Source organism: Acetobacter sp. P5B1 (genome assembly GCF_018811985.1).
GTDB classification, from domain to species: Bacteria; Pseudomonadota; Alphaproteobacteria; order Acetobacterales; family Acetobacteraceae; genus Acetobacter; species Acetobacter cerevisiae.
The window spans coordinates 1-24,717 of sequence record NZ_JACRVS010000009.1; the positions used below are offsets into that span (position 1 = coordinate 1).

Consider the following 24,717-nt stretch of genomic DNA (forward strand, 5'->3'; position numbering starts at 1 on the left):
AAAAGCTGGGCCGCTCGCCACCACGGCCCCAGTTCAGCGGGGATGCTCCGCCATTTCGCGCCATTCTCATGGCGCCAGAAAATTGCTGCTATCGTACGCCGCAGATCATGGGGCGGCGTCTTGCCCCTTGGGCGAACCGCCTCAATCAGAGGTTCCCAGATCGCCCATGTCTCGTCCGTAAAGGTGCCTGTTCTGTCTCCTTCTTCCATCCCTACAATATGGGAAGAAATTCAAGATCTAACAGGCCCTAGGCAGGTCACCCTTATAGGCTGAAATACCGTGACCCCGTAAAGGGCCACGGAGTAAAAGGAGGGAAAGTGGTTTTAAGGGAGTGATCTGTTGTTGGCGTGGAGAGTTCGTTAGTTGTAAACGACCTCAAAATAGATGCTGCGACCGTAGTTTTCTTTTGCTTCAAGGCGATTGAGGTTTTTGCCGTAATACATCCGTGTATGTGACCCAGCCAGATTATAAACCTCATATTTAAAGCGAAGACTGTCCGTAATGTCGTGCCATGCGCCGATGTCTAAACTTGGCTGCGAGCCATAACCATAAATTTGCGTCGGATCATCATTCAGTCCTTCGAGGTATTTTGCTGAGTAAGAAAAGGATGCTTTCAGTGCGCCGCGTATTTGCGGAATGTGCCAGGTTACGCTTCCGTTAAAAATATACTTTGGCTGCTCAGGGAGTTGATTGAGTTTGTAGGAAACATTTGCACCTTCATAAGTCATCCGGCCACGCATCCATGTGCCGCTGGCATTGACGTCAAAAGACTGATTCCATGGGCCTTTAATGCTGCGGTTCACAACAGAAACTTCAACACCCATAAGTGTTGAGGTGTTGGCATTGCGCGGTTGTTTAACGTATGTGAGTTCATCATTAATAAGCTCTGTAGATCTCGTTGTGTAAATGTCGTGTTTTATTATTTTGTTAAAATAAGCGACGCTAAAAACACCACGACCATGGTTAAAGAATTTATCTATTGAGACATCAAAGTTTTGTGCCTGACGTGGGCGCAGATTGGGATTGCCTCGCGTCAGTGAGCAATTCACACTCCCAGCCTGCGTATCGTCACTGTTACCACAGCTATATTGTTCGGCCTGAGCAAGGTCTGTTGGTTGTGGGCGCCCAACAGATTGGCTGTAAACTGCATGAAGTATTAAATCACGAGGAAATTCATGCACAAAGGTTAAAGAAGGCAAGGGGTTGATGTAACCACCGTTCTTCTTATTGATTTTTCCAGTTGCATTTGCCCCGTCTGTTTCAGGAATAAACGCATTAAAATTTACAGCGTCTGCCCGAACACCCGCAATGAGTTGCGAATGCCGCCATTTGTAGTGAAGGGAGACGTAGCCGTCAAAAAGCTGTTCTTTATAGCGGAAATAAGCCAGTTGTGTGTAACTGCGTGACTTGTCTGCATCAAGCGTTTGCTTATCCCACGCAAAATGGGTCAGATCAAAAAAAGGTCCATTAGGGTTTTTCATGTCTGGAATAAACATACTGGAAGTCGCATCTCCTCCAGGGGTATACCAAAGCTGGTTAGAGGAATTGGTCGCATCCAGGCTGCGCCATTCAAACCCACTTGCAAACCCAAATCCGTGAGAGTCAGGATTAAGGTTGCGTGTGTAATCCAGACGCACGTTTGCCACGCCTTCATGGTCGCGGTCGTACTCTTGTTGTACTGTCTGAAATGTATAACCGCTATTAAGCAGTTTATTCATATCGCTAATATCTGTAAGGGTTGCTACTCTTTCTTTGTCGATGGTGTAGTCGGCAAAAACGGCCTTATTCCCTTTTTCACTGGGGTAAACTCTGGCGGTGACATAGGGCTCATGATTGAAGTAATCTTCCCAAGTGTAACCAGCGCGTAATTTAAGAGTTGAAATATTGTCGTGCCAGTTCAAATTGCCCAAAACACCATTGGTATTCATTTTCCAGTTATCTTTACGACCAATAGTGCGAGCTCTGTAAATATATTCTCGCCCACTCGTGGGCGTTTGGTTCCATATCCCCGTATCGTCAAGCAGATATTCGTTATGCTCCATAAAGGAGTCTTCCCACCGCTGGTAGGCATAGCCCATGACTGAGGCGCTTAATCCGGTATTTTTCGGACGCCATTCCAAACGGGCTGCTCCCCCTAAAGTATTGAGGTCATTGGAATAGCTGCCACCATCAACGTAGCGGGGGGCCGTCATGCCGTTCCAGCCGGGTGTGGTGGAGGCGTTGGGTTTAAGGATTTTACCTTTGGTGTCGTAATAGTTGTAGCTATCTTCCTGCCATGTTTTGCTCGTATTGCGCGTCCGTTTTTGGTACCGGAATGAGGTCATAATCCCAAATTCATTGTTTTTCCCAAATCTATCGGAAAAAACGGCTTTAGCGCCTTGCCCCAGGTGGGGGGACATACCGGGGATCCTGTTGGCGCCAGCGGACCCTTTTTCGGTCGAGTAGATGCCATAAGCGTTAATGTATTTGTAGAGGCCTTTGTGGTCAAAAGCGCTCCGGGGATTCATATCAATAACCGCACCAATAGCCCCGCCATCCTGCTCGGCGGTAAAAGTTTTATAAATACTGTCTTCACCCGTCATTTCTGCTGGTATGTTCTGTAAATTTACGCGGCGCCTGATGCTGCCACCATCACTAATGCTGGCAAGTGTTATGCCATCTAACATTGTCTGGTTCAGGTCAGAAGAAACGCCACGCACACTGATGTAGCGGGGTTCATCCCCATTACGAATGCCAGTAACACCCGGTAGCTGCGTGAGCATCTGGGCAATAGAGGTGGCCCCCCCAAGGTTGGAGAGATCGTCATAGGTGGCGGTGTCTACCACACCGGCAAAATTGCGTTTAGTACGAAGTTCTCTTCTATGCCCTTGTACGGTCAGGTTATCTTCTCTGGCCTGTTCCGATGTTTTAGTTTTTTGGGCTGTTTTTGCTCGGAGTGTTATGAAATTTTGGTTAGAAGCATCAATTTTGAAGATGTTTGTTCCGAGAAGCTTATGCAGTGCTGAGAAGTTATCCATCTTTCCGTAAAGGGGGGCAGAGCGCAGGATATCTGCTACCTTGCCGTCAAACGCAATATGAAGCCCTGTCTGCCGGCTGAAAGCCATGAGGGCAGCCGTAAGTTTTTGTGCGGGAATAGCAAAGGTGCTTTGTTTGTCCTGTGCAATGGAAAGGGTTGGGATAAGGCACACTACAGAAGTAGAAAGAGCGAGTAGGCGAGACCGACCTGAAAAAGACATTCTTGGAACCTTAGTGAGATAGACACATCATACTTTCAATGAGTCTTTCCCCCGCTCATTCCCTCCGTCTTTTTTTGTGACAGTTTCGAGACGGCTCTTATTCAAGAAAAATATGGCCAGCATCTTCCTTGATATGGGCGCCAAGAATGGCTTTGACGGCCTGGGCAAACACATCTGGGCGGTTAAGGTCAAACAGGCCTGAAAGGCGCATGTCTGCCAGCCTGAAGGAAGGAACAAGCTGTTTTTGGTTGTATCTGTTAAAAATATCTGCGGCTTCAGAGAGTGTTTCTGTCGCCAGAGAGACCTGGCCCTGGGTCCATGCCGTCAGACGTGCAAGGGTATCCTGATCAACAGTGCTGAAGTGCAACCTGCCTTGTGGTGTTACAGTCACCTGCGCTCCCACAGAGAAGTGTTTGTGCTCATTCAGCCTGTGGCCATGCATGATCGCTGCGCCATCAACTACAACGGCATTCTCGTAAGAAGAGCTTTTTGTGAGCAAAAGACTGCCATCAAGCACAAACCGCAAATTTTGCGTTTTGACGTAACGGTGCCTGTCGGTAATGAAGCATTGCCCCATGAGCAAAGAGGTCTGTTCAGATTTGTCTTCAAGCTGAGTATAGCAATCCAGCACTATTCTGCGTTGTTTGCCATTCTCGCAATGCAGGATATTTTTTTGCGTACTATAGCGTGTGCTGGCTTCCCCGCTTTCTGCAGGGATGAAAAATGCCGCTACAGAGGCAGCCACAGCAGCAGACATAAATGCACGTCGGGATGGTCTTTGTTTGTGTTGAGGCTGGTTAAGCGTTGGGCTGTAAAGGGCTTTGGCTCTGTCTGTGGCGTGCCATACGGCCTGGCTGCGTAAAAAAGCGCCTTTGTGCCGGATATCGGTCTGTAGCCAGGTTTCCAGATCATCTTTTTCTTGCTCTGTAAGGCTACCCCGGTCTATGCGGGCAACCCAGCGTGCGGCAACGTCATCAAGAGAGTCTTTTGTTGCCACGGGTCAGTCCTGTTTGTGTGTTCTGTGGGGCTTTTTCACGCTGTCCATAAAATTTGGAGATCAGGACAAGCGCTCTGGCAAGCCGCTTTTCGACACTTCTTTCTGATATGCCCAGTTTCTTTGCGCAATCTTTTTGTGTGTGGCCATTTATTTTTCTGTCAATAAAGACATATCGGCAATTTTCGGGGAGTTGTTTTATGATGTCTTCCAGAAACCGGAGTTCTGCGCGGGCCGTGGTAATGTCCTCCGCAGAAGGTGTCTGGTCTATCAGAATGTCATGTTGCAAATCAGCAATAGCCGTAACACTAACGACCTGCGCTTTTTTATAGTGGCGTATAACCAGATTGCGGCAAATGGTATGAAAATAGCCGACGGGATTTGTAACATTGCTAACGTCTGCTTCGGAGAGGATAACATAGGCTTCCTGAATAATGTCATCAGCCTCAAAGTCCGGGAAACGTGCAAGCCATGAGCGGACTATATGCTCATTTGGTAAAATATAACTCGCCAGCCAATGGCTACGCTCTGTGTTCTCTAGCATAACCTTATGTCACCTCTTAATGCAGAGGCTATTTAGCAGTTTGCCATTGTTTGTTTGTGAAACTATTATGACACTCTGCGCATTATGACATTTTCGTCATTCTCTGCTTGAGCTGGATGTATGTCCGAGAGGAATGCCGCGATTATGCTTCTCAGGTAAGGTATCAGAGCAAAGTCTGCGTCTCTTTACCGACCTTTATTTTCTTTCTCTAAAAAAGCGTAGAGACGATCGTGGTTGGAGTGGGTGACGTTAAAGCGGAACCACTGTGACTCCGAGCGTTCCGGACGAAAGAGAGAGCCGGGGGCAAGCAGGATGTCTTCCGCAGCTGCACGTTCTGCAATGGCGTGTGTGGTGACGTCTTTCCTGAAGCGTGCCCACACAAACAGGCCGCCCATCGGGCGTAGAGACAGCGTCATGCCAACGGTGACTAAAGACTGGCAGACAGTTTTCTGGGCCTGAAACAAGCGTTCTCTCAGGTCGGTCAAGTGAGGGCCGTATTGGCCAGTTTTTATAATATGTAAGACTGTTGCTTCGTTTAATCCCGCGCTGGTCAGGCTGGCGGCCATTTTGTAGCGCAGGATGCGTTTACCAACATCAGGCGCGCAGGCCAGATAGCCAACGCGCAGGCCGGGCGCAATGGTTTTAGAAAAACTACCAATATGAATGACATTCTGGAGTTTATCATGCCGCGCATGACAGGGCTGGCTTTCCGGCGCTAAATCCAGAAAGATATTGTCCTCAATAATAGCAACGCCGTGTTTGATGGCGAGGGCATGGATCGCCGCCACATTGTCAGTCGTCACACAACTGCCTGTCGGGTTGTGGAGGATTGAGGTTGTTATGAACAGTTTAGGCTGATGTGCCTTGAGGGCGCGTTCAAATAATTCGGGGGAGGGGCCGGCATGTGTACGGGCTATGCCGACTGCGTTGAGACCCAGACTTTGCAGAAGCGGATAGAGGTTGCAGTAGCCGGGATCATCCACCAGCACGGCATCATCTGGTTGGGTTAAGGTCCGCAACACCAGTTCCAGTGCCTGACTGGCACCATGTGTCAGGATGATGCCGTCTTCAGCACAGGGAATGTCACGTTTTGCCAGAAGCCGACGAATGGCCCGGCGGAGTTCCGTCAGGCCATAAGGGCTTCCATAATCCAGCATGGAGGCAAGATCGGGTGATTGCTCAAGGGCTTTCAGGCCCTGCTTTACAGCATTTGCAAAAATGTAAGGCTGGGCCAGCCAGCCGCATCCGGCTTTGATGATGGGGGCGTTGTCTTCATACGCATGTTGCAAAAGCCAGAGTGAGTCGATGGGCGGCCGTGGTGTCGGCAGAAGCGGTGAGGTTTTGACGTAATAGCCACCCCGATCACGCACACCGAGCAGGCCTACGGACACAAGCCGCGTATAAGCGTTGGCGACAGTAATAGGGCTAACATTGCAGAGCGTTGCCATGCGACGAATGGACGGAAGCCGTTCCTGCGTCAGGAGATTACCTGTGTGGATCTGCTCGCTAATAGCCGCAACAAGTTGGGAAATGAGGGAGGCAGGCAGCCCTGGATCAAGCGCAATGGATGGGGATGCTATCTTAACCATAAGAATGCAGTACAGTTTGTGGAAAATATGCGCAACTGTACATAGGCCTGAAAGAGGGAGTCCGTTACTGTTTGTTATCGAATACGCCTGATGCACTGCGCTGGCGGAAATAAGAGGAACAGCAGTCAATGCCGAATGGGACGGGAAACTTTGATCCAGTTGCCGCTGTGGAAAAGGGGGCATATTGGCAACCCTTTACGGCGACCCGGGTGTTGCAGGCTAACCCGGCACCGCGCACGCTGGTGTCTGCTAAGGGAGCTTATTATCAGACACTTGATGGCAAGAAGGTGTTTGATACGCTGTCTGGATTGTGGTGCACCCCTTTGGGGCATGGGCACCCGCTGATTGCAGAGGCTGTCAAAGCGCAGGTGGAGACGCTTGATTTTGCGCCCTGTTTCCAGGTGACGCATGAAGGCGCGCTGTCTCTGGCTCAGCGTATTGCTGACATGGCACCGGAAGGCATGAACCATGTGTTTTTTGCCAATTCCGGGTCTGAAGCCGTCGATACAGCCCTGAAGGTGGCTCTGGGCTATCATCGGCTTAAAGGTGCGGGCAATCGCTTCCGTATGATCGGGCGGGAGCGGGGGTATCACGGCGTCGGGTTTGGCGGCATGGCGGTGGGGGGAATTCTCTCTAACCGCAAGATGTTTGCTGCAGGTATGATGCCGGGAGTTGATCATCTTCGGCATACTTATGAGCCTCAGCATATGGCGTTTACCCGTGGGCAGCCAACATGGGGCGCGCATCGGGTGGAGGATCTGGAGAGGTTGGTGGCGTTGCATGATGCCTCAACCATTGCTGCGGTCATTGTGGAGCCTGTGCAGGGTTCAACAGGCGTGATTGTGCCGCCACTTGGCTATCTGCAGCGGTTGCGCGAAATCTGCACCAAATACGGTATTTTGCTGATTTTTGATGAAGTGATTACTGGCTTTGGGCGCATGGGCGCGCCGTTTGCAGCGCAGCGTTTTGGGGTGACGCCGGATATCATCACATTTGCCAAGGCGGTCACCAACGGTGTTGTACCGATGGGCGGCGTGATTGTGACGGATGAAATTTACAAGACCTTCATGACGGGTCCGAAGAGCGCCATCGAATTCTGTCATGGCTATACCTATTCCGGCCATCCGCTTGCCGCTGCCGTGGGGCATGTCGTGCTGGATGTAATGGAGGGTGAAGGGTTGTATGAGCGTGTGCGTGCGCTGGAACCCGTGCTGGAAGATGCTGCCCATAGTCTGAAAGGCCTGAAAAATATTGCAGATATTCGTAATATCGGCCTGACCGCTGCGGTTGAACTGAAACCTGCGGAAGCCGGAGCCGGGGTGCGTGGCACAGCCGTGTTTGAAGAAGGGCTCCGTCAGGGGCTTCTGTTGCGGGTGACGGGAGATATCATTTCCTTTGGGCCTCCCTTCATTTCCACTGAGCAGGAATTGAAAGACATGATGCTCACACTCCGAAATGTGATTGAAACCGTCGGCTGAGTTGCGAGTTTTTACTCATTCATTCTGAAAAGGATTGTTCTTTATGCCCCTTCTGCATTTTCATATTGTCAAAGGTAGCCGTAACGCGACGGAAATTCGCGAACTGTTGGATTCCGCGCATGCTGCTATGCTGGAATCTTTCAAAGTGCCGGAGCGTGACCGGTATCAGCTCGTTTCTGAGCACGATAAAACCCACATGATCATTGAAGATACCGGGCTGGATATTCCCCGTACCGATAAGGTGGTGCTGCTTCAGGTTGTGTCTCGCCCCCGCTCAAAAGAACAGATTACCGAGTTTTACCGCCTTCTGGCGGAAAAGCTGGAGAAAGACTGTGGGCTGAAGCCGGCTGACCTCATGGTGTCCATTGTGCAGAATTCTGACGAACACTGGAGCTTTGGTCTGGGGCGTGCTCAGTTTCTGACTGGCGATCTCTGACATCAAATATCAGCCATTATGTTTCTATAAATATAGTTCGTGATGGCTGATGCATTCTTGCCCTGATTTTTAAGAAATCAAATAGGATTTTCGACGGGAGGTAAGGAGAGAAATGCACAATAAGGCAGCTGCCTTATGTGTGTATTGGGTCTCTATAACGGAAATATCTTCTAAAAAGACGGGCATGTGCATTTTTAGTGCGCTCTCTGGCCGAGAATGAGGTATCCTGTCTGGCAGATATCCAAAATAATCGCAGTAAGGCTGGGCTCGCATGAGGTTTGATCTCAAAGTCAATAATGTATTACGCGAGGTCGATGTGCCGCCGGATATGCCGGTGCTTTGGGTGTTGCGCGATATTCTTGGTCTGACGGGCACAAAATACGGGTGCGGAGTTGCACAGTGTGGGGCATGCACGGTGCATCTGGATGGGCAGCCTGTCAGAGCCTGCCTGCTCACGGTCGCCGCTGCTGCCGGGCATGATATTCTGACCATTGAGGCAATTGAACATACAGAAACCGGGGCGAAGGTGCAGCAGGCCTGGCTGGATGAGGAAGTCATTCAGTGTGGTTATTGCCAGTCCGGGCAGATTATGGCTGCAACGGCCCTGTTACAGCAGATCCCGCAGCCAACGGATGCAGATATTGATGAGGCTATGGCTGGCAATATCTGCCGCTGCGGGACCTATGTACGTATTCGCAAAGCCATTCATAAAGCCGCCAGCCATGAAGCGTAAAAATTTGCCCACATCCCGCCGGGCTTTGCTGGGAGCTGCGTTAAGCGGGGGCGGCGGTTTTCTGTTGTCTGCTTTTCTGCCGGGGTTGCCGCTTTTAAAGGCTTCTCAGGCGCAGGATACAGCGACGGGGGTTGTATTCAGGCCGAATGCGTTCATTCGGATTACGCCGCAGGGCGCTGTGACGCTGATCATGCGTTATGCAGAAATGGGGCAGGGAATTTACACCGGTATTTCCATGCTGCTGGCAGAAGAGCTGGGCGTGACACTGGATCAGGTTTCTGTTGAGGCCGCCCCGGCTGATCCTGCCTATGTTGATAGTGTGGCAGGCGAGGAAGAAACGGGCGGATCATCCTCGACGCGGGATAGCTGGGTCCCCTTGCGGGAGGCCGGGGCTGCGGCCCGCATGATGCTGGTTGCTGCTGCTGCACAAATCTGGGGTGTGGCAGAAAGTGCCTGTCAGGCCCGGGATGGGCGCGTTTTTCATCCGGGCAGTGAGCGGAGCCTGTCTTATGGAGAGCTTGCGGAGGCAGCGACGCATCAGCCTGTGCCGACAAAAGTTTCTCTTAAACCCGCTTCTGATTTCACCCTGATTGGCACAAGCCCCCGCAGGCTGGATACAAAAGCGAAAACAAACGGAAGCGCGCAGTTCGGGATAGATGCGCAGATACCGGGCATGAAAATCGGGCGTATCATGGCGTGCCCGGTTAAAGGTGGCCATTTGACCGGCTATAATCGGGCGGCAGCACTAGCTGTTCCGGGTGTGGTGGATGTGGTGACGTTGCCGGATGCGATTGCCGTTATAGGCGAGCATATGTGGGCAGCCATGAAAGGGATGGAAGCGGCTTTTCCGCAATGGGAGTATGGTCCAAACGCAACCACCTCCACCGATGATATTATTGCCCGTATGAAAAAGACATCAGAACAGTCTGGTGTAGTGGCTGTCAAAAACGGTAATGCGCAGGAGGCTTTGAAGCAGGCGCACACGCGTATTGATGCTGTTTATGAGCTTCCTTTTCTGGCGCATGCGCCGCTGGAGCCGATTAATACAACCCTGCATATCAGGCCGGATGGAGCGGATGTCTGGGTTGGCACACAGGTGCCTGGTCGAGCGCGGCAGGAAGTGGCTGATGCAACGGGTTTACGTCCGGAAAGTATTGCCGTGCATAATCACCTGATTGGCGGGGGTTTTGGGCGCAGGCTGGATTCCAATTCTATCGGTCAGGCAGCGCGTTTTGCAAAACAGGTGTCTTACCCTGTGAAGCTGATCTGGACGCGGGAAGAGGATATGACGCAGGATCAGTTCCGTCCGTATTATTATGATCGGATTTCTGCGGGGCTGACTAAGGATGGTGCGATTAGTGGATGGCATCATCGCACGACGGGTTCATCCGTCACGGCGCGCTGGTATCCGGAGGGGATGCAGAAAGGGCTGGACCCGGATGCTGTGGAAGGGGCTGCGCAAACCCCTTATGCCATGCCGGACCAACTGGTTGAATTTGTCCGGGATGAACCCGATGCGGTGACGACCCTCTGGTGGCGGGGGGTGGGCCCAACACATAATGTGTTTGTTGTTGAGAGCATGATTGATGAACTCGCACATCAATCCGGACAGGACCCGCTGGCGCTTCGTAAAAAGCTGGCCGCTCAGCAGCCCCGCGCGCTGAAAGTGTTGAACGAAGTGGAAAAGCAGTCCGGCTGGGGGAAGGCGCTTCCGCCGGGTCATGGGATGGGGATTGCGCTCCATTATTCTTTTCAGACATGGGCGGCGACCGTGCTGGAAGTTGCTGTTGAGAAAAATGGGTCGATCCGTCTTGTTCAGGTGCATAGCGCCGTGGATTGCGGGCCGATTGTCTTTCCCGATGGTATTGTGGCGCAAATTCAGGGTGGCCTCATTTTTGGGCTGACGATGGCGCTTTATAATGAAATCACGTTGAAAGACGGACGGGTTGAACAAACCAACTTCCACAACTACCGCATGATGCGTCTGAACGAGGCGCCGGATATCCAGGTGCATCTGGTGCCAGATCCTGAAGCAGAAATTGGCGGGATTGGGGAGGTGGGCACTGTTGCAGCGGCCCCGGCGCTGGCAAACGCTCTGTTTGCTGCAACCGGAAAACGCCTGCGCCGTATTCCATTTGCCAAACAGCTTGGCGGAGAAAAGGCATGATGTCGCTTCGCTCTTTGAAACATGTTTTGCGCGGGGCGACAGCCGTCGCGCTGAGTTTCTACAGTGGCATGGCGTTTGCTGGCAGTGCTCCGGGAGCTGAGGCCGATACGCGGCCCGAGCTCATCAAACGAGGAGAGTATCTTTTCCGGGCGGCGGACTGTGCGGCGTGTCACGTAGCACCTAAAGGCGGAAGTCTTACAGGCGGGCGGCCTTTCGTGCTGCCTTTTGGCACAATTTTTGCTGTTAACATTACGCCAGACAAGCAAACCGGGATTGGCAATTATACGGATTCTGAGTGGCTGAAAATGTTGCGGGACGGTGTGGGGCGTGGAGGGAAGTATCTTTATCCCGTCATGCCTTATACGGCTTATACACTGCTGAGTGATGCAGATGCGCTGGCCATCAAGGCCTATCTGTTTAGCGTGAAGCCTGAGAATGTGCCTGCTCCCCAGAACAAGCTGTATTTTCCGTTCAACCAGCGGTGGAGCATGATATTCTGGAACTGGCTGAATAACCCGAACAAACGCTTCCAGGCTGATCCAGCTCAATCGGAACAATGGAACCGCGGGGCTTATCTGACGGAAGCGTTAGGGCACTGTAGCCAGTGCCACACACCCCGCACCATAACATACGGCCTGAGTAGTAAAGCCTACGCCGGGGCCGTGCAGGTTGGCTGGCGTGCTTATAATCTGACATCAGACAAGCAGCACGGTTTGGGGGGCTGGACAGACGAACAGCTGACGTCCTACCTCTCAACCGGTAAAGCCAGTGGCAAGGGGGCGGCGTCGGGACCGATGGCGGAAGCTGTGGAACATGGCCTGCGCTATATGACGCAGGCTGATATTGCAGCCATGGTAACGTATTTGCGCAGTCTGCCGCCTATTGCAGAAGGGCCGGTGGGGCAGGTTATGTCGCCTCAGGCAGACCATGCCTTGAGTGATGTCGCACGCAGAGGGCAGGGGCTTTTTGCACAGGCTTGTGCCGGGTGCCATTTACCGGATGGACGCGGCCGACAGTCTGAGTGGGCCGCGCTTGCTGGGGCACATAGTGTGTCAGATCCTGCGGCGGATAATCTGGTGCAGGTTTTGCGCAGCGGCACAGCGCTAGAGACGGGGCAAGGACGCGTTTTTATGCCCGGTTTTTCAAAAGCCTATACAGAGGAAGAGCTTGCAGCCATTGCCTCTTACGTTCTGGCCCATTTTGGCAACACACAGACGGACATCAAACCGTCTGCTTTTAAAAACTAGGGGGCGTTGCAGCACTCACAATGTGGCAGGGTTCCTTGCCAATGTTGCGAAAGCGGTGGGGAAGATTGCTGTCAAAATAATAGGCGTCCCCGGGGCCGAGAATAGCGCGCTGGTCGGCCACAGTAACTTCTATTTCCCCACTGATGACCACGCCCCCTTCTTCCCCCGTGTGATGCAGCATGGTTTTGCCCGTATCTGTGCGGGGGGCGTAGACTTCATCCAGCATTTGCAGGGCGCGGCCATTCAGGTTTGTGCCAATCTGGCGGTAAGAAATCCCTTTGCCGCCAATCTCACGCAGTTCAGACGCACGGTAGAAAAGCTTACGCTCTTCCAAATGCTCGAAGGCGAAAAACTCCGATAAATTCATTGGCAGAGCATGGACAATCTGACGCAGCAGCCCGACTGAAGGGTTGATGGCGTTGGATTCAATCAGTGAGATTGTGCCATTGGCAACGCCGCATCGTCTCGCCAGTTCGCGCTGGGACAGGCCGCGTTGCGTGCGTAAAGCGTAAAGTGTGCCGCCAACATCCATAACGTCTGATTCTTTCGCTGCTCTCTATTTTTAACCGTAATGAAAAAACAGGCGTTCTGACAAGGGGAAGACGCAGGGTGCGTTCGATACCTTTGCATCCTATTAGTGTTTGAAGTGTTTTTGATACTGAACACATGCTTCGGCGAACTGTTGAAGGCCGCGGAGATTGAAAAACCTTACAAAACTGTTGCGATAAAGCATTGTTCTCCATATCATAACACAAAAGAAACGTTTCTTGTGAGGTCCGTAAGATACTGCTGATACCGAATCTGTTTTGTATCTGTGCAAGAAAGTTCACATTACGAGGCGAACGCGCAGAGGTTTTCCGGGCAGCTTTAAGTCTTATGTCTCCGTAGAATTCAGGCTCATCTGAACGCAGAAAAGCGTTTTAAATCCTGCCTTTTTCGGCATTTCAAAGTGGAAGAAACAGACGTGAGCAGAAAAACGAAACTCGCAGAGATGGTCACTTCCCGCCGGAAACTGCCTCTTCGATGTGCATTGTCCTTCTCGGCTTTAACAATGCCTGCGCTTCTTGCGTCAGATCCCGCAAAGGCGGCCTCGGGAGAGGTCTCTGCGCCTGTGTCAACGCAGGTGCATCATGCGCCCCACGGCAAGCGCCCGGTCCGCACCGTGTCTGGTGCGTCCCATACACCTGCAGGTGGCTCTGCCAGAATGGCGACGCCCGCGGTTAGGCACCGGGATCATGGTCCTGTGCAAGGGGGTAGTGAAGCGCTTGAGGTCAGCTCGCACCGCAGTGTTTCGCGCGGGGCAGACAATGTGGTGTCCAAAGCCGTTATGGAGCAGTTCACGCCCGGCACGTCCGTGCTGAAAGCAGCGGATCGTCTGCCGGGTGTCAGTTTCAGTTCGACTGATCCGCTTGGGATCGATCTGTGGGGTGCCAGTATTTACGTGCGCGGGTTTTTTATGGACCAGCTTGGCGTGACGCTGGATGGGATCCCGCTGAATGATCAAACCTATGAGAGCAATAATGGTCTGAACATCATTCAGGCGGCGATTTCTGATGATATTGACCGTAGCATCATCTCCGAAGGGCCGGGCGGGGTGAATGTGCCCTCCACCTCCACATTGGGTGGGACAATGCAGTTTGAAACTGCAGACCCTAAGGACAAGCTGGGGGGGAAGGTTTCACAGGGGTTTGGCAGCTATAGTTCTTTCCGGACCTACGCCCGGCTGGACAGCGGTAAGCTGAATATTACAGGCACCAAGTTTATGACAGCCTATTCCCGCTCGGATGAAGGGATGTGGGCAGGGGGTGGTTCTCAGTTCCAGCAGCAGGTGGATGCCAAGCTGGTGCAGCCTATCGGGCATGAAAGCGTCATGAAGGCGTTCTTCAACTGGAGTGACCTGGCAGAGTGGAACTACTGGGATACGTCTCTGGCAATGCTGAAAGGGCTTGGGTGGCGCACGCCCCACCTTTATCCTAACTACGGCAAAGCCTATAATTACGTTGCGGGAAATATCTCTCTTCCCACCACAGATGCCATTGAGGCCAATGGGGACGAGCCCTATCTGTATGATGGCGGACAGCAGGAGACCAACTACACGGGCGGCCTGAATTTTGATCTGGCGCTAACGGAGCGGCTGCGCTGGCGTACCAATCTCTATGGTACCAGTCAGACCGGGTATTATACGTATTCGGACACCTCCACGCCTTCGGCTGATACAGAAGCGCCATTTTCACAAGAAGTCTGGCAGAACCGGCAGGAGCGCTACGGTTTTACGACCAGCTTCCTTTATAAAATTGCCAATCATAGTCTTGATGCTGGCGTCTGGTATGAAAACAACAATCAGGAAGCCGGTCTGTTCTGGTATAATGAACCCACGTTAGGGGAGGGTGCACCCCTGAAAACGGTTGGCCCGTACAATACCTATGGCAAAGCGTTCCAGCAGGGATATGGGTTTAACTGGAGAACCAATAACTTTGCATTTCATCTGCAGGATACCTGGCGTCCTGTTGAGAATCTGCGTGTGACAGCAGGCTTTAAATCTGTTCTGGCCACCACGACGGGCGGGGCGTCCTATAATAATTCAGATTATACCGGCGTGGATGCTCTTCCCAACGGGAGCATGACGGCATCCAGCGCTTTCCTGCCTCATGTGGGCGCGAGTTATCGTTTTCTCAAGAACCATGAATTCTACTTTGATCTTGCGGAGAACATGCGGACTTATCAGGTTCTGCCAAACGGGGTTGGGAATTCTCCCTGGTCAGTGCAGGATCAGGATGCCTTTAAGAAGCTCCAGCATGGTGTTTCGCCTGAAAAAGACTGGGTCTATGCGGTTGGGTATCGCTATACCGATAAACTGATCCAGGCCAGTCTGGCAGGATATCATGCAGATGCCCGAAACCGCCTTCAGGCTGCAACGGAAGGCACTATTCTGGCCCCGGTTTCCACCGTTGTGCCAACGACGGTGCATACAAATGGTGTAGATGCTGCTGTCACGCTGACGCCCATCAAAGGATTGGCGATCTATAATAGCGTCAGCTACAATCACTCCACATATGGCGGAAATATCACGACATCAGATGGTATTTACTACACTAAAGGCAAGAAGATCGTAAACTTTCCGCAGTTTATGTATAAGGCCAACCTGTCGTACCGCTGGAAAGGTCTCGAGACGCATTTTGATGTGCACTATTATTCAAAGCGCTACTATAGCTATGTGAATGATACCTCTGTGCCTGGCTACTGGCTGGCCAGCACAGGGGCACGCTATAATTTCGGGAAATTTGGTTTTGCCAAAAACCTGTCGGTGGATTTTAACGTCTATAACCTGTTTAACTCCAAATATATCTCCATGATGGGGCAGAACGGGAACCCGATGTCCGGAGATTATCAGTCTCTGGAGCGTGGGGCAGTCCGTGAATTTTTCGGCACTGTCAGCGCGGAATTCTGACGCTGTGGTAAAAGCCTTTTCTCAACGTAGTAGAGCCAAGATCCTCATGTCACTGTGCAGTATGTGCCTGAAGGGTGCTGGGGGGCTTTCAGGAGAGGCGCAGCAGTGGGCGGAAGGTGGTTGTCGATGACTGTCGTCCAGAGCTCTTCCTCTCAACTGGCGCATACCCTGAGGCCGCGGCATATCACCATGATTTCTCTTGGTGGTGTAATTGGCGCGGGGCTTTTTATTGGGTCCTCGGGGGCTATTCTGACGGCAGGGCCGAGCGTCCTGATTTCTTACGCCCTCTCCGGCCTGATGGTTTTTCTGGTCAATATCATGCTGCGAGACATTGCTTTGCATGCGCCGGGGCATGGGTCTTTTGTCAGCCAGATCCGGCATGCGCTGGGGCCATTGCCCGGTTTTGTGGCTGGGTGGGTTTACTGGATGGTCTGGGTGACGACGCTTGGTGTGGAAGTGATTGCCTCGGCGTCACTCATCGCGCCTTATGTGCCTGTGCCGTATGCGGTGATTGAAATTGTCATTCTTGCCGTCATGACGGCCATCAATCTGATGTCTGTCAGAAATTACGGCGAATGTGAGTATTGGTTTGCGCTGATTAAGGTTGCCGCCATTTGTCTGTTTGTCGTGATTGGTGTTGTGTTGCTGAGCAGCCATTCTGTGCCGGTTGCAGACAATTTTCTGGGGCATGGTGGCTTTATGCCGATGGGCGCTTTTGCCTTTCTGGCTGCTGTGCCCACTGTTCTGTTTTCCATGACGGGAAGCGAGATTGCGACCATTGCGGCTTTGGAATCAGATAATCCGGATCGCAATATTGCTCGGATTACGCGCACGGTTGCGGTGCGGTTGCTGGTCTTTTATCTGACCTCAATCACCTTGATTTTGTGCCTTTTGCCCTGGTCGGAGAGCGTGCGTGGAATTTCACCTTTCCTCATGACGCTTGAGCGCTTCCATGTGCCCTATGTCAGTGTGGTTATGACGCTGGTCATTCTGTCCGCAACATTGTCGACGCTTAATTCAGGTTTATACGCCACATCCCGCGTCGTGTATGAAATGGCCCGCAGGGGGGATGCGCCACGCGCCTTGCAGGTCATGGCGCCACAGGCGCATCTGCCGCGCCGGGCGGTGCTGGCCAGTGCTGCTGTAGCGTTGCTGGTTTCTGCCACGGCCGTTCTCTCGCCCGGTGTGGTGTTTGCCTTTCTGGTCGCCACAACGGGCGCATTTATCATGGTCTATAATATCCTCATTGTCTGTGCGCGGTTGCGGCTGTATCGGCCGGGCGCATGGAAGGGCTGGCTGGCGATCATCATGCTCGTGGGGGTTCTGCTTTCCATGCTGGGTGCGCCGGAAACACGGCATGAACTGGCTGTCGGGGCGGTCGCCCTGTGCCTTATTACGTTGGGTGGCTGGATAAAGCTTCGTTCCGGTGGCGTTGCATCTGGAGCCAGAGAATGACACTCTTTTTCTCCCTGCGCAGTGCTGCTGCGTATTCATCTGCTCTATCAGCCAAGGGGTTTGATTTTATGCGCTATTCCACAGCTCTCCGGTCCGGCTCGGCGGCTCTTGTGCTGGGTCTTGTGGCACAGGGAGCCTCTTCCGTAGCGTCTCTTAAAGCGTGGGCAGATGAGCCGGTTGTGCAGGAAGAAGAAAGCGACATTATCAAGCTTTCTCCGGTCACGCCGCATCGTATTCTGGTGCAGGATACTGCGGGCACACACGCCAAGGATGGCCGTATTTACGTTGTGGATGCGGACAAGGGGAAGCTGCTTGGCATGGTGCAGGCGGCCTATAACGGCAATGTTGTACAGGACCCCAAAGGCCGGGCGTTTTATGTGGCGGAGACGGTCTGGTCTCGCGGTAATCGCGGAGATCGTCTTGACCTTCTGCCTGCGTATGACCCGCAGACGCTGACCATTACGAATGATGAAGTGCTGCCGGGCAGGGCGCTTGTTACGCCCAAGAAAAATGATCTTGCAATCAGTCAGGATGGCGGACGTGTGTATGTGTTTTCCATGGTGCCCACCAATGCGGTACATGTTGTGGATACGGCCACACATAAGGTCACCCAGACTGTGGATCTGCCGGGTTGCGCCCTGGCCTATCCGTGGGGGAATGACGGGTTTACGTCCATCTGTGCGGACGGTGGCCTTGCCAATGTCCGCCTGAAGGACGGCAAAGCAGAGGTTGCGCACACCAAGCCGTTTTTTGACCCGGAAAAGGACGCTGTTTTTGAGCACAGCCCAACCCGGCGGTCTGATGGCAAAACGTGGTTTATTTCCTATAGCGGCCTTGTTTATCCCACCGCCTTGTCTGCTGACAGCAAGGTGGAAGCACCCTGGTCTATTCAGGAAGCGGCTGGTATGAAAAAAGCCCCTGCTGCTGAGGCACCTTTCGCTAAAACATGGCGTCCGGGCGGCTGGCAGCTCTCTGCTCTCCATTATGCCAGCGGGCACCTGTTTGTGCTGATGCATGAAGGCACATTCTGGACCCATAAAAAGCCGGGCACGGAAATCTGGGAACTGGATACTGCAACGCATAAACTGGTGCGGCGTATTCCGTTGCCTGTGCCGGCCACAATGGTAGGCGTCACGCAGGATGACAAACCGCTCCTGTTTACCAACGATAATGCGGGGGATCTGTTTATCTGGGACATGAAAAGCGGCAGGCTGCTGCACAAGATGTCTCATTTGGGCGATGACCTGTACTTCACTGTCGCGCTGGGTGAATGAGCGTGCATAACCTTTTACTTCAGATGCTGGGGGCGTTGGGCAGCGGGGCGTTTGGTGCGCTGTTCCTGTTCACCGGTATTGGCAAAGCTACTGACAGCGCCCGGTTTGCCTCAGATATTGCAGCCTATCGCCTGTTGCCGCTTGATGCGGCGTTTCCGGCTGCCTACGCCATTATTGTGACGGAAACCCTTCTCGGGATCTGGTTGTTCTCTGGTGCAGCTACACTGGCGGCTGGACTGGTCTCGGCGGTGTTGCTGCTGGTGTTTGCGGCTGCGATGGGGATCAACGTGGCACGAGGCCGCACGCATCTGTCCTGCGGGTGTATCCCCGGTGTGGATGCGCGCCTGTCATGGGCTTCTGTGTTGCGTAATGTGGTGCTGGCCGTGCTGGTTTTTCTGGTTGGGCTGTGCGGTCAGCCGGAGTTTGGTCTGCTGTGTGTTGAAGGCTTGCTTATGGGCGTTTCCCTTCTGCTGCTGTGTGTGGCAACGGCGTCTCTTACTGGCGCGGAGGCTCTGAACTGATGCTGATTATTCTCACAGTGTCCACATTGTTGCTGACCGTCTTCACACTGGGGCTGGCGCTGGGTGTGTTTGTGCTGGCCCGCCAGATTGGTGTGCTGCATGAGCGGCTGGCTCCCATTGGCGTGCAGCCGGTTCTGTCCGGCTTGCAGGCCGGGCAGGCGCTGCCTCAGGTCACCGCCCGCACGCTGGCTGATGCGCCGGTTGCCATTGGGGGTGCCAGTGCGACTGGCCGCGCCATGATGCTGATGTTTGTCTCGGCTGATTGCCCCGTCTGTAAGCGTGCTCTGCCTGTGGCGCGTGCTGTGGCGCAGGAGCATGGGCTTGATCTGGTGCTGATAGGCGAGGGCGATGTTGCTGCCCTTTCGGCCATGGCGCAGCGGACGCCGCTGGGTGGTGTGCCGTTGCTGGTCAGCATGGAACTGCTTTTGCTGATGCAGATTGGCCGTCTGCCGACTTTGGTGGTGCTTGACCCCCGTGGTGTCATCACCGCGCGGGACGTTGCCAGCAGCCGCCGCGAAATTGAATCTTTGGTTGCTACGTTGCCGCAGGCACGTCCGGCCCAAATGAAGGAGACCTCTCATGTCGCAGTCTGATGTGTCCGCACGGTCCGGCACGCGCGCTGAAAAGGACGGCACGGCACACAGCCTGCTGGACCGCACGATTGAGCGTTTGACCCGCCACGTTGCTGGTCATAGTTCCCGCCGCGGCCTGCTTGGGCGCGTTGGGGCGTGGGTGACGTTCGGGGCGTTGATCCCGACTTTGCCGGTTGAGCGGGCGTCTGCCGCGCAGGCCGCTAAGCCCAAATTCAAAGCGCCCACGCCGTTTGCGGCTGATGCCCAGACGACGGACCCTACGGCCTGTAATTACTGGCGCTATTGCGCGATTGACGGGTTCCTGTGTGCGTCCTGCGGCGGTGGTGTGCATAGCTGCCCACCGGGGACGAGCCCTTCACCTACCTCATGGATTGGCACCTGCTTTAATCCCGGAGACGGGCAGTCCTACCTTGTTGCGTATCGGGACTGTTGCGGACAGGATGCGTGCAGCCAGCCCCTGTGCGTTGGCACGGAGGGTGACCAGCCGAGCTACCGGCCTCAGGCCAATAATGATATCATCTGGTGCTTTGGTACAGGCGCACTGATCTATAATTGTTCGACTTCTGTTATTGTTGGGAATGCATCATGATTAAACACGGTTTACGTCTTCTGGCTGGTGTTCTTGCCGCGGCTCCGGTTCTGGCGGGTTCTGCCCACGCAGCCTCTGACGGGCTGACGGTTTACAACACCAACTGTTCCGTATGCCATCAGGCTGGTGGGGCAGGGATGCCGGGCCAGTTTCCTGTTCTGAAAAACCGGATTGATAAAATTGCAGCTACGCCTGAAGGCAAGAAATATCTGATGGATGTTGTGCTGAACGGTCTGCACGGCCCCATTCAGGCCGGTGGCGCGGCTTATGCCGGGTTCATGCCGTCTCTCAAGGCGCTCTCTGATGATGATATTGCGGCTGTGCTGACCTATGTGGCGTCTCTGGGTGATACCTCACCGGCCCCGACCATTACGGCGGATGATGTGAAGGCAGCCCGCGCAACCCCCAAGAAAGGTCCGGAAGTTCAGGCTGAACGGAATGCGCTGAATGCTGCTCACCCTATTCCGTAATGTTGTAGGGGAATGCACGCTGCGGCCTGCCAGACGCATGGTTTGTCTGGCAGGGGCGATGTCTGCGTTTCTGTTGTGGGCTGACACAGCGCCCACAGCAGGGGCCGCGATGCTGGACCATGCGACCACAAACTATCTGACTCATTGTGGTGGCTGCCACGGGATTGAGGGTGTTTCAGCCCGTACATTTGTGCCGATTTTGCGAGACCACGTTGGTACATTTGCCTGCTCAGCAGAGGGGCGGGCCTATATCGGGCGGGTGCCGGGTGTTTCCATGTCGCTCATCCGGGATGATCAGGAACTGGCAGATGTCATGAATTTTGTGCTGTTTCGCATGGGTGGGGCCAGCACACCGGCAGGCACCAAGCCTTTTACGGCTGCGGAAATTCATACCTTGAGGGCACAGCCGATTGCCTCAACGGATCTTCTGGCCTTACGGGCCGAGGTGCTGGCCCGCGCTGCGGCGCAGTGCCCCCGTTAAGAGAGCGAAAGTGCATGCGGGTTGGCTTCCAGAAAAGACTGAATGGAGCTGTGGCCCGTTTCCATAACGCTCAGCAGGCTTTCCAGATGTTCCCGGTTGTTGACCAGCCCGCGCGCGTCCACCGTGCCATCCGGGGCCAGAAGCACCGCAAAGGGAACCCGGTCTACGCCCAGCAGACGGCCGATTGTAGCGGAATTGACCATGTCACGCGGGGTAATGCCAAGGGTGGAGACCGCTTCTTCCTGCGCCTGCGGGGTGTCATCCCCCACAAACAGCAGGTCGAGTTTTTCACGAACGCAGAAATCACGGGTAATGGAAACCATTTTTTGCGAAATCGGGCAGGTACCGGAAACAAACAGCAGCAGCAATTTTCTGCCATTGGACCTCTGACCACCGATGATGACGTCCTGCCCGTCCAGGGTTGTCTGGGGATGGGCATCCAGCCGGGAGGCCGTGGGGTTGACCGGAGCGAGAGCGCCAAGGGGCGCAATTTTGCGGTACAGTGCTTTAATCTGTTTGAGCAGCAGCAGGGCAACAGCGGCAGTCAGCACCATGATGATCCACAGTGTGCCCTGCGCCAGTATCAGAGCCTTCATATCCATCAGTTCCCGGTTGTTTGCCTGACTATTGCAACAAATGGCCTGATGGTCGATCAAAATATCCTCCTTTAAGGAACGAGCACGCCATGTCTCATGCTTTGCAATTTTATTATAATGGCCAGTGGGTTAACCCGGTGGATAGCCGCACGCTGGATGTTATCAATCCTGCAACGGAAGAGGTGTGCAGCACGATCGCCCTTGGGGAAGTTGAGGATGTAAACCGGGCGGTGGCCGCTGCCCGCAAGGCTTTTCCGGCATGGTCCGTCACCACGCGGGAAGAGCGTCTGGCTGTGCTGGAGCGTATTCTTGTTGTCTACAAAAAGCGCTCTGAAGATATGGCGCAGGCGATTTCTCAGGAAATGGGCTCCCCCATTGCCCGGGCGCGGGACAGTCAGGCATGGGCTGGTATGGCGCATCTGGAAGAAATGATTTCAGCCCTTAAAACCTACGTGTTTGACGAAATGCGGGATGATATTCTGATCACCCGCGAGGCGGTTGGGGTTGCAGGGCTTATTACGCCGTGGAACTGGCCGATGAACCAGATTATGTGCAAGGTCGCGCCCGCGCTGGCCGCAGGCTGCACGGTGGTGCTGAAGCCCAGCGAGGTCGCACCGCTCAGTGCTCTGGTCTTTACGGAAATTCTGGATGAGGCAGGCCTGCCGCCGGGCGTTTATAATATGGTCAACGGTGATGGCCCCGGTGTGGGGGAAGCTATTGCCAGCCACCCGGATGTGGATATGGTTTCCATTACCGGTTCGACCCGTGCTGGTATTGCTGTTGCAAAACTGGCAGCGGACACAGTCAAACGCGTTCATCAGGAGCTGGGCGGGAAATCACCAAACATCATTCTGCCTGATGCAGATTTTGAAGATGCCGTAACGCGAGGTGTTAAAGGCTGCTTTAGCAATTCCGGCCAGTCCTGTGATGCGCCCACCCGTATGCTTGTGCCGCGTGCGCAGATGGAACAGGCGATGCAGATTGCCAAAACGGCTGCTGAATCCTTCAAAATGGGCTCTCCGGCGGATGAAACCACGCAGCTTGGCCCGGTTGTGAGTGCCGTGCAGTATGATCGTATTCAAAAACTGATTGCCAAAGGTATTGAAGAAGGCGCGACCCTCGTAACGGGCGGCCTTGGGAGGCCGGAGGGGCTGGAAACCGGGTATTACGTCAAGCCTACCGTGTTTGGGAATGTTGTGCCGGATATGACTATCTCACGTGAGGAAATCTTCGGGCCGGTTCTGTCTATTCTGGCCTATGATGATGAAGAGCAGGCCATTCAGATTGCCAATGACACGCCTTATGGTTTGGGAGCCTATGTTCAGTCTGGTGACCTGAAGCACGCCAGAGCCGTGGCACGCCGCCTGCGGGCCGGGAACGTGAATATCAACGGGGCAGCATGGACCGTGGCCGCACCATTTGGTGGCTATGGTCAGTCCGGCAACGGGCGCGAATGCAGTTCCTTCGGGTTGACAGACTTTCTGGAAATTAAAGCTATTATTGGATATGGCGAGGGCGCATGAACACGGTAGCCAGCCTTTACGCAGCAGATGGCGGGGGTGGTCTGGTCTATCCGCCTCTGGGTGGCAGCACGCATGCCGATATTGTCATTGTAGGGGCTGGTCTGACCGGGCTTTCGGCAGCGCTGCACCTTGCTGAAAAAGGTGTGAAGGTGGTTGTTCTGGAGACCGAACAGCCCGGCTGGGGGGCTTCCGGGCGCAACGGGGGGCAGGTGAATCCCGGCCTCAAACCTCTTCCCTCGCAAGTGGAGCAGGATTTCGGGCCGGTTTATGGTCCGGCTCTTGTGGACGCAGCCTGGAATGCGCCCAACCTGGTTTTTGATCTGATTGAACGGCATGGCATTGCGTGCTCGGCCCTGCGTGGCGGAACGCTGAGAGCTGCTACAGCGCCCGCCCAACTTGCGCCTTTGCGGCAACTGACAGACGAGTGCCTGAAGCGCGGCTGGCCGGTGCAATGGCTGGAGCCAGCGGACATGCAGGCACGGTCCGGCAATGCTCTGTATTGCGGTGGGATGCTGGATGCACGGGGCGGCCAGCTTGACCCTCTGGCTTATACGCGCGGCCTTGCTCAGGCTGCGGCTAAAGCCGGGGCGAGCCTGTATGGGGGAACGTGGGTCACCTCTTTTGCCCGGCAGGGTGATGCGTGGCAGGTGCAGACAGCGCAGGGTTCGGTCCGCGCCGATAAGCTGCTGTTCGCAACCAATGGCTATACAGACAAAGCGTGGGATGCTTTGCGGCGGTCTGTGGTCCCGGTCTATAGCGGCATTGTCGCCAGCGCTCCGCTGCCAGAAGAGTATGCGGCCCGGATTTTGGCGCAGCACGAAGTTTTGTATGAACTGGGCCAGATTACGACGTACTACCGGGTGGATGCCCAGCGACGGTTGCTGATGGGCGGCCGATCCTATTCTCATCATTTACACGGGGCTTCGGCTTTTCCGTATCTGGTTCAGCGGGCGTTAACGCTCTGGCCGGAACTGCGCGATATCAGCTGGACCCATGGCTGGAACGGGCAGCTGGGTGTCACGCTGGACCATTATCCTCACTGGCATGAGCCGGAACCGGGTTTGCTGGCCTGTGTGGGCTATAACGGGCGTGGCGTGGCGATGGCGACGGTTATGGGGCAACATATCGCACAATACGTGACGGGGCAGGGCACGCCGCTGTTCCCGCCAACCCCGGTCAAACCCATAGCCGGGCATTTTGGGTGGAAAATGGGTGTGGCAGGGCGCATCTTATGGGGGCGGCTGGCGGACCGGCTGGGGCGCGTCTGATGCACGGTGAGGGCTGGGCTTCCAGTCCAGACCTTGAAAAAGTCTGACTGGGTCCATAGGGAGAAAAGCGGGATG

Annotated in this window: 22 protein-coding genes; 15 read left to right on the forward strand and 7 right to left on the reverse strand. The window is 54.2% G+C overall.

The genetic code is table 11. The features are described 5' to 3' along the window. From KP703_RS07800 to KP703_RS07820, 5 genes are all read right to left on the reverse strand, one after another. A partial coding sequence (locus KP703_RS07800; protein WP_215754404.1) for a transposase occupies positions 1 to 209 on the reverse strand: 209 nt, incomplete at its 3' end. 150 nt (positions 210 to 359) lie between these two features. Next, the gene (locus tag KP703_RS07805; RefSeq protein WP_215754405.1) at positions 360 to 3,236 is read right to left on the reverse strand and encodes a TonB-dependent receptor plug domain-containing protein; all 2,877 of its coding nucleotides are present in this window, start codon (positions 3,234 to 3,236) and stop codon (positions 360 to 362) included. Between the two features lie 97 nt (positions 3,237 to 3,333). Next, positions 3,334 to 4,233 (reverse strand): DUF4880 domain-containing protein, encoded by a 900-nt coding sequence (locus KP703_RS07810; RefSeq protein ID WP_215754406.1) that lies wholly within the window; start codon positions 4,231 to 4,233, stop codon positions 3,334 to 3,336. Continuing rightward, positions 4,211 to 4,774 carry an RNA polymerase sigma factor gene (locus KP703_RS07815; RefSeq protein ID WP_062144703.1) on the reverse strand — a complete coding sequence of 188 codons (564 nt, stop codon included), beginning with the start codon at positions 4,772 to 4,774 and terminating at the stop codon, positions 4,211 to 4,213. Before KP703_RS07815 ends, KP703_RS07810 begins: the two co-directional genes overlap by 23 nt. Before the next feature lie 185 nt (positions 4,775 to 4,959). After that, positions 4,960 to 6,363, reverse strand: coding sequence for a PLP-dependent aminotransferase family protein (locus tag KP703_RS07820; RefSeq protein ID WP_215754407.1), 1,404 nt, complete (start codon positions 6,361 to 6,363; stop codon positions 4,960 to 4,962). Positions 6,364 to 6,491: 128 nt separating this feature from the next. On the opposite strand from KP703_RS07820, the gene KP703_RS07825 reads away from it, so the two are divergent. The 5 genes from KP703_RS07825 (at position 6,492) to KP703_RS07845 (ending at position 12,424) form a co-directional block, all read left to right on the forward strand. After that, positions 6,492 to 7,841 carry an aspartate aminotransferase family protein gene (locus KP703_RS07825; RefSeq protein ID WP_215754408.1) on the forward strand — a complete coding sequence of 450 codons (1,350 nt, stop codon included), beginning with the start codon at positions 6,492 to 6,494 and terminating at the stop codon, positions 7,839 to 7,841. 43 nt (positions 7,842 to 7,884) lie between these two features. After that, positions 7,885 to 8,277, forward strand: a complete 393-nt coding sequence (locus KP703_RS07830) for a tautomerase family protein (protein ID WP_062144536.1) — start codon at positions 7,885 to 7,887, stop codon at positions 8,275 to 8,277. Between the two features lie 271 nt (positions 8,278 to 8,548). Then, complete coding sequence (locus KP703_RS07835; protein WP_062248735.1) at positions 8,549 to 9,010, forward strand: (2Fe-2S)-binding protein; 462 nt, start codon at positions 8,549 to 8,551, stop codon at positions 9,008 to 9,010. After that, positions 9,000 to 11,177 (forward strand): molybdopterin cofactor-binding domain-containing protein, encoded by a 2,178-nt coding sequence (locus KP703_RS07840; protein ID WP_215754409.1) that lies wholly within the window; start codon positions 9,000 to 9,002, stop codon positions 11,175 to 11,177. Before KP703_RS07835 ends, KP703_RS07840 begins: the two co-directional genes overlap by 11 nt. Beyond that, the gene (locus KP703_RS07845; RefSeq protein ID WP_252353922.1) at positions 11,174 to 12,424 is read left to right on the forward strand and encodes a cytochrome c; all 1,251 of its coding nucleotides are present in this window, start codon (positions 11,174 to 11,176) and stop codon (positions 12,422 to 12,424) included. The genes KP703_RS07840 and KP703_RS07845 overlap by 4 nt, the downstream gene beginning before the upstream one ends. On the opposite strand, the gene KP703_RS07850 is transcribed toward KP703_RS07845, so the two are convergent. Continuing rightward, positions 12,414 to 12,956, reverse strand: a complete 543-nt coding sequence (locus KP703_RS07850) for a cupin domain-containing protein (protein WP_043551040.1) — start codon at positions 12,954 to 12,956, stop codon at positions 12,414 to 12,416. The two genes, KP703_RS07845 and KP703_RS07850, sit on opposite strands and share 11 nt — an antisense overlap. Positions 12,957 to 13,628: 672 nt before the next feature. On the opposite strand from KP703_RS07850, the gene KP703_RS07855 reads away from it, so the two are divergent. The 8 genes from KP703_RS07855 to KP703_RS15625 all read left to right on the forward strand — a co-directional run bounded on the left by KP703_RS07855 (position 13,629) and on the right by KP703_RS15625 (position 21,255). After that, positions 13,629 to 15,872, forward strand: coding sequence for a TonB-dependent receptor (locus KP703_RS07855; RefSeq protein WP_252353923.1), 2,244 nt, complete (start codon positions 13,629 to 13,631; stop codon positions 15,870 to 15,872). Between the two features lie 126 nt (positions 15,873 to 15,998). Then, the gene (locus KP703_RS07860) at positions 15,999 to 17,327 is read left to right on the forward strand and encodes an amino acid permease (RefSeq protein ID WP_252353924.1); all 1,329 of its coding nucleotides are present in this window, start codon (positions 15,999 to 16,001) and stop codon (positions 17,325 to 17,327) included. A gap of 68 nt (positions 17,328 to 17,395) precedes the next feature. After that, on the forward strand, positions 17,396 to 18,601 hold the full coding sequence (locus KP703_RS07865) for an amine dehydrogenase large subunit (protein ID WP_373687459.1): 1,206 nt from the start codon (positions 17,396 to 17,398) through the stop codon (positions 18,599 to 18,601). Further along, the gene (locus KP703_RS07870) at positions 18,598 to 19,122 is read left to right on the forward strand and encodes a MauE/DoxX family redox-associated membrane protein (protein WP_252353925.1); all 525 of its coding nucleotides are present in this window, start codon (positions 18,598 to 18,600) and stop codon (positions 19,120 to 19,122) included. The genes KP703_RS07865 and KP703_RS07870 overlap by 4 nt, the downstream gene beginning before the upstream one ends. After that, positions 19,122 to 19,715 carry a redoxin family protein gene (locus KP703_RS07875; protein WP_215754412.1) on the forward strand — a complete coding sequence of 198 codons (594 nt, stop codon included), beginning with the start codon at positions 19,122 to 19,124 and terminating at the stop codon, positions 19,713 to 19,715. The genes KP703_RS07870 and KP703_RS07875 overlap by 1 nt, the downstream gene beginning before the upstream one ends. Further along, positions 19,702 to 20,304 carry a methylamine dehydrogenase (amicyanin) small subunit gene (mauA, locus tag KP703_RS07880; RefSeq protein WP_082779751.1) on the forward strand — a complete coding sequence of 201 codons (603 nt, stop codon included), beginning with the start codon at positions 19,702 to 19,704 and terminating at the stop codon, positions 20,302 to 20,304. The genes KP703_RS07875 and mauA overlap by 14 nt, the downstream gene beginning before the upstream one ends. Then, complete coding sequence (locus tag KP703_RS07885) at positions 20,301 to 20,774, forward strand: cytochrome c (RefSeq protein WP_062143320.1); 474 nt, start codon at positions 20,301 to 20,303, stop codon at positions 20,772 to 20,774. Before mauA ends, KP703_RS07885 begins: the two co-directional genes overlap by 4 nt. Beyond that, on the forward strand, positions 20,752 to 21,255 hold the full coding sequence (locus KP703_RS15625; protein WP_252353926.1) for a cytochrome c: 504 nt from the start codon (positions 20,752 to 20,754) through the stop codon (positions 21,253 to 21,255). Before KP703_RS07885 ends, KP703_RS15625 begins: the two co-directional genes overlap by 23 nt. On the opposite strand, the gene KP703_RS07895 is transcribed toward KP703_RS15625, so the two are convergent. After that, positions 21,252 to 21,911: a methylamine dehydrogenase gene (locus KP703_RS07895; protein ID WP_252353927.1), complete on the reverse strand. Its 660-nt coding sequence runs from the start codon at positions 21,909 to 21,911 to the stop codon at positions 21,252 to 21,254. The two genes, KP703_RS15625 and KP703_RS07895, sit on opposite strands and share 4 nt — an antisense overlap. 29 nt (positions 21,912 to 21,940) lie before the next feature. Here KP703_RS07895 and KP703_RS07900 point away from each other — a divergent pair, with 29 nt between their 5' ends. Continuing rightward, complete coding sequence (locus KP703_RS07900) at positions 21,941 to 23,374, forward strand: aldehyde dehydrogenase family protein (protein ID WP_215754413.1); 1,434 nt, start codon at positions 21,941 to 21,943, stop codon at positions 23,372 to 23,374. Beyond that, positions 23,371 to 24,642, forward strand: a complete 1,272-nt coding sequence (locus tag KP703_RS07905; protein ID WP_215754414.1) for an FAD-binding oxidoreductase — start codon at positions 23,371 to 23,373, stop codon at positions 24,640 to 24,642. Before KP703_RS07900 ends, KP703_RS07905 begins: the two co-directional genes overlap by 4 nt. Positions 24,643 to 24,717 lie beyond the last annotated feature (75 nt).

What these genes read in the sequence shown, in the direction of transcription:
- KP703_RS07805 (WP_215754405.1), bottom strand. Translation starts at nt 3,236, where the DNA reads ATGTCTTTTTCAGGTCGGTCTCGCCTACTCGCTCTTTCTACTTCTGTA.
- KP703_RS07815 (WP_062144703.1), bottom strand. Translation starts at nt 4,774, where the DNA reads ATGCTAGAGAACACAGAGCGTAGCCATTGGCTGGCGAGTTATATTTTA.
- KP703_RS07820 (WP_215754407.1), bottom strand. Translation starts at nt 6,363, where the DNA reads ATGGTTAAGATAGCATCCCCATCCATTGCGCTTGATCCAGGGCTGCCT.
- KP703_RS07825 (WP_215754408.1), top strand. Translation starts at nt 6,492, where the DNA reads ATGCCGAATGGGACGGGAAACTTTGATCCAGTTGCCGCTGTGGAAAAG.
- KP703_RS07830 (WP_062144536.1), top strand. Translation starts at nt 7,885, where the DNA reads ATGCCCCTTCTGCATTTTCATATTGTCAAAGGTAGCCGTAACGCGACG.
- KP703_RS07835 (WP_062248735.1), top strand. Translation starts at nt 8,549, where the DNA reads ATGAGGTTTGATCTCAAAGTCAATAATGTATTACGCGAGGTCGATGTG.
- KP703_RS07840 (WP_215754409.1), top strand. Translation starts at nt 9,000, where the DNA reads ATGAAGCGTAAAAATTTGCCCACATCCCGCCGGGCTTTGCTGGGAGCT.
- KP703_RS07845 (WP_252353922.1), top strand. Translation starts at nt 11,174, where the DNA reads ATGATGTCGCTTCGCTCTTTGAAACATGTTTTGCGCGGGGCGACAGCC.
- KP703_RS07850 (WP_043551040.1), bottom strand. Translation starts at nt 12,956, where the DNA reads ATGGATGTTGGCGGCACACTTTACGCTTTACGCACGCAACGCGGCCTG.
- KP703_RS07855 (WP_252353923.1), top strand. Translation starts at nt 13,629, where the DNA reads ATGGCGACGCCCGCGGTTAGGCACCGGGATCATGGTCCTGTGCAAGGG.
- KP703_RS07860 (WP_252353924.1), top strand. Translation starts at nt 15,999, where the DNA reads ATGACTGTCGTCCAGAGCTCTTCCTCTCAACTGGCGCATACCCTGAGG.
- KP703_RS07865 (WP_373687459.1), top strand. Translation starts at nt 17,396, where the DNA reads ATGCGCTATTCCACAGCTCTCCGGTCCGGCTCGGCGGCTCTTGTGCTG.
- KP703_RS07870 (WP_252353925.1), top strand. Translation starts at nt 18,598, where the DNA reads ATGAGCGTGCATAACCTTTTACTTCAGATGCTGGGGGCGTTGGGCAGC.
- KP703_RS07875 (WP_215754412.1), top strand. Translation starts at nt 19,122, where the DNA reads ATGCTGATTATTCTCACAGTGTCCACATTGTTGCTGACCGTCTTCACA.
- mauA (WP_082779751.1), top strand. Translation starts at nt 19,702, where the DNA reads ATGTCGCAGTCTGATGTGTCCGCACGGTCCGGCACGCGCGCTGAAAAG.
- KP703_RS07885 (WP_062143320.1), top strand. Translation starts at nt 20,301, where the DNA reads ATGATTAAACACGGTTTACGTCTTCTGGCTGGTGTTCTTGCCGCGGCT.
- KP703_RS15625 (WP_252353926.1), top strand. Translation starts at nt 20,752, where the DNA reads ATGCTGCTCACCCTATTCCGTAATGTTGTAGGGGAATGCACGCTGCGG.
- KP703_RS07900 (WP_215754413.1), top strand. Translation starts at nt 21,941, where the DNA reads ATGTCTCATGCTTTGCAATTTTATTATAATGGCCAGTGGGTTAACCCG.
- KP703_RS07905 (WP_215754414.1), top strand. Translation starts at nt 23,371, where the DNA reads ATGAACACGGTAGCCAGCCTTTACGCAGCAGATGGCGGGGGTGGTCTG.